This window comes from Campylobacter sp. 107 (assembly GCF_002383835.1).
Taxonomy (GTDB): Bacteria; Campylobacterota; Campylobacteria; order Campylobacterales; family Campylobacteraceae; genus Campylobacter_D; species Campylobacter_D jejuni.
On record NZ_NXBA01000084.1, the window covers coordinates 1 to 3,257 of the forward strand.

General features: G+C 36.7%; 2 protein-coding genes. Both read left to right on the top strand.

The window, feature by feature from the left end:
• Window positions 1-1,638: flagellin A (locus tag BGS40_RS09125; protein ID WP_096738655.1), on the top strand; the 1,638-nt coding region annotated here is incomplete at its 5' end.
• A 144-nt stretch (window positions 1,639-1,782) separates the two neighbouring features.
• Window positions 1,783-3,257: flagellin (locus BGS40_RS09130; protein ID WP_096738656.1), on the top strand; the 1,475-nt coding region annotated here is incomplete at its 3' end.

Sequence of the window (3,257 nt, forward strand, 5' to 3'; positions counted from 1 at the left end):
TCTTTAAGCAGACTTAGTTCAGGTCTTAGAATCAACTCCGCAGCAGATGATGCTTCAGGGATGGCGATAGCAGATTCTTTGCGTTCACAAGCAGCTACTTTAGGTCAAGCTATAAACAATGGTAATGATGCTATAGGCATCTTACAAACTGCCGATAAGGCTATGGATGAGCAACTTAAAATCTTAGATACAATCAAAACTAAGGCAACTCAAGCAGCTCAAGATGGACAAAGTCTAAAAACAAGAACCATGCTTCAAGCAGATATCAACCGTTTAATGGAAGAACTTGACAATATCGCAAATACTACTTCATTTAACGGTAAACAACTTTTAAGTGGAAATTTTATCAATCAAGAATTTCAAATCGGTGCAAGTTCAAATCAAACTGTAAAAGCTACTATAGGAGCAACCCAGTCTTCTAAGATAGGTTTAACACGCTTTGAAACAGGAGGAAGAATTTCATCTAGTGGCGAAGTGCAATTTACTCTTAAAAATTACAATGGTATAGATGATTTTCAGTTTCAAAAAGTTGTGATTTCAACTTCAGTTGGAACAGGACTTGGAGCTTTAGTAGAAGAGATCAATAAAAATGCTGATAAAACAGGTGTTAGAGCTACTTTTACAGTAGAAACTAGAGGTATATCAGCAGTTAGAGAAGGAACTACTTCAGATGATTTTACTATCAATGGGGTAAAAATTGGTAAAGTAGAATACAAAGATGGTGATGCTAATGGAGCCTTAGTTGCTGCAATTAACTCGGTTAAAGATACCACTGGAGTTGAAGCTTCAATCGATGCTAATGGACAACTTTTACTTAGCTCAAGAGAGGGAAGAGGGATTAAAATCGAAGGAAGTATTGGTAGAGGTGCTTTTATCAATCCAAATATGATGGAAAACTATGGCCGCTTGTCTTTAGTTAAAAATGATGGTAAAGATATTTTAGTAAGTGGTACAGGTCTTTCTTTTGCAGGTTTTGGAGCAGATAGTTTTATCTCTCAGGCTTCTGTTTCTTTAAGAGAGTCAAAAGGAAGATTTGATGCTAATATCGCTGATGCTATGGGATTTGGTTCTGCAAACAAAGGAGTTATGTTAGGTGGTTATTCTTCTGTTAGTGCTTATATGAGTAGCCAAGGAAGTGGATTTTCTGCAGGTTCAGGTTATTCTGTAGGTAGCGGTAAAAATTATTCCACAGGTTTTGCGAACGCTATAGCTATTTCAGCTGCTTCGCAACTTTCTGCAGTATATAATGTTTCTGCAGGTTCAGGTTTTTCATCAGGATCAAATCTTTCTCAGTTTGCAACTATGAAAACAACTGCTTTTGGAGTAAAAGATGAAACAGCAGGCGTTACCACACTTAAAGGTGCTATGGCGGTGATGGATATAGCTGAAACAGCTATAACAAATCTTGATCAAATCAGAGCCGACATTGGTTCAGTGCAAAATCAAGTTACATCAACGATAAACAACATCACTGTTACTCAAGTAAACGTTAAAGCAGCTGAGTCGCAAATCCGTGATGTAGACTTTGCAGCTGAGAGTGCAAACTACTCTAAAGCAAATATCTTAGCTCAAAGTGGCTCTTATGCCATGGCACAGGCTAATTCTGTTCAACAAAATGTTTTAAGATTGCTACAGTAGTTTAAAAAGCTGCAATATATACAAATCCAAGCCTAGTTTAATACTAGGCTTTTTTATTTTAAACTCTAAAATTTTTAATGAAACTAAAACTTGGAACACTTCTTGCTTTAATCTTTTCGATGCAATATTTTGAAAGGATTTAAAATGGGTTTTAGGATAAATACCAACATCGGTGCATTAAACGCACATGCAAATTCAGTTGTTAATGCTAGAGAACTGGATAAGTCTTTAAGCAGACTTAGTTCAGGTCTTAGAATCAACTCCGCAGCAGATGATGCTTCAGGGATGGCGATAGCAGATTCTTTGCGTTCACAAGCAGCTACTTTAGGTCAAGCTATAAACAATGGTAATGATGCTATAGGCATCTTACAAACTGCCGATAAGGCTATGGATGAGCAACTTAAAATCTTAGATACAATCAAAACTAAGGCAACTCAAGCAGCTCAAGATGGACAAAGTCTAAAAACAAGAACCATGCTTCAAGCAGATATCAACCGTTTAATGGAAGAACTTGACAATATCGCAAATACTACTTCATTTAACGGTAAACAACTTTTAAGTGGAAATTTTATCAATCAAGAATTTCAAATCGGTGCAAGTTCAAATCAAACTGTAAAAGCTACTATAGGAGCAACCCAGTCTTCTAAGATAGGTTTAACACGCTTTGAAACAGGAGGAAGAATTTCATCTAGTGGCGAAGTGCAATTTACTCTTAAAAATTACAATGGTATAGATGATTTTCAGTTTCAAAAAGTTGTGATTTCAACTTCAGTTGGAACAGGACTTGGAGCTTTAGTAGAAGAGATCAATAAAAATGCTGATAAAACAGGTGTTAGAGCTACTTTTACAGTAGAAACTAGAGGTATATCAGCAGTTAGAGAAGGAACTACTTCAGATGATTTTACTATCAATGGGGTAAAAATTGGTAAAGTAGAATACAAAGATGGTGATGCTAATGGAGCCTTAGTTGCTGCAATTAACTCGGTTAAAGATACCACTGGAGTTGAAGCTTCAATCGATGCTAATGGACAACTTTTACTTAGCTCAAGAGAGGGAAGAGGGATTAAAATCGAAGGAAGTATTGGTAGAGGTGCTTTTATCAATCCAAATATGATGGAAAACTATGGCCGCTTGTCTTTAGTTAAAAATGATGGTAAAGATATTTTAGTAAGTGGTACAGGTCTTTCTTTTGCAGGTTTTGGAGCAGATAGTTTTATCTCTCAGGCTTCTGTTTCTTTAAGAGAGTCAAAAGGAAGATTTGATGCTAATATCGCTGATGCTATGGGATTTGGTTCTGCAAACAAAGGAGTTATGTTAGGTGGTTATTCTTCTGTTAGTGCTTATATGAGTAGCCAAGGAAGTGGATTTTCTGCAGGTTCAGGTTATTCTGTAGGTAGCGGTAAAAATTATTCCACAGGTTTTGCGAACGCTATAGCTATTTCAGCTGCTTCGCAACTTTCTGCAGTATATAATGTTTCTGCAGGTTCAGGTTTTTCATCAGGATCAAATCTTTCTCAGTTTGCAACTATGAAAACAACTGCTTTTGGAGTAAAAGATGAAACAGCAGGCGTTACCACACTTAAAGGTGCTATGGCGGTGATGGATATAGCTGAAACAGC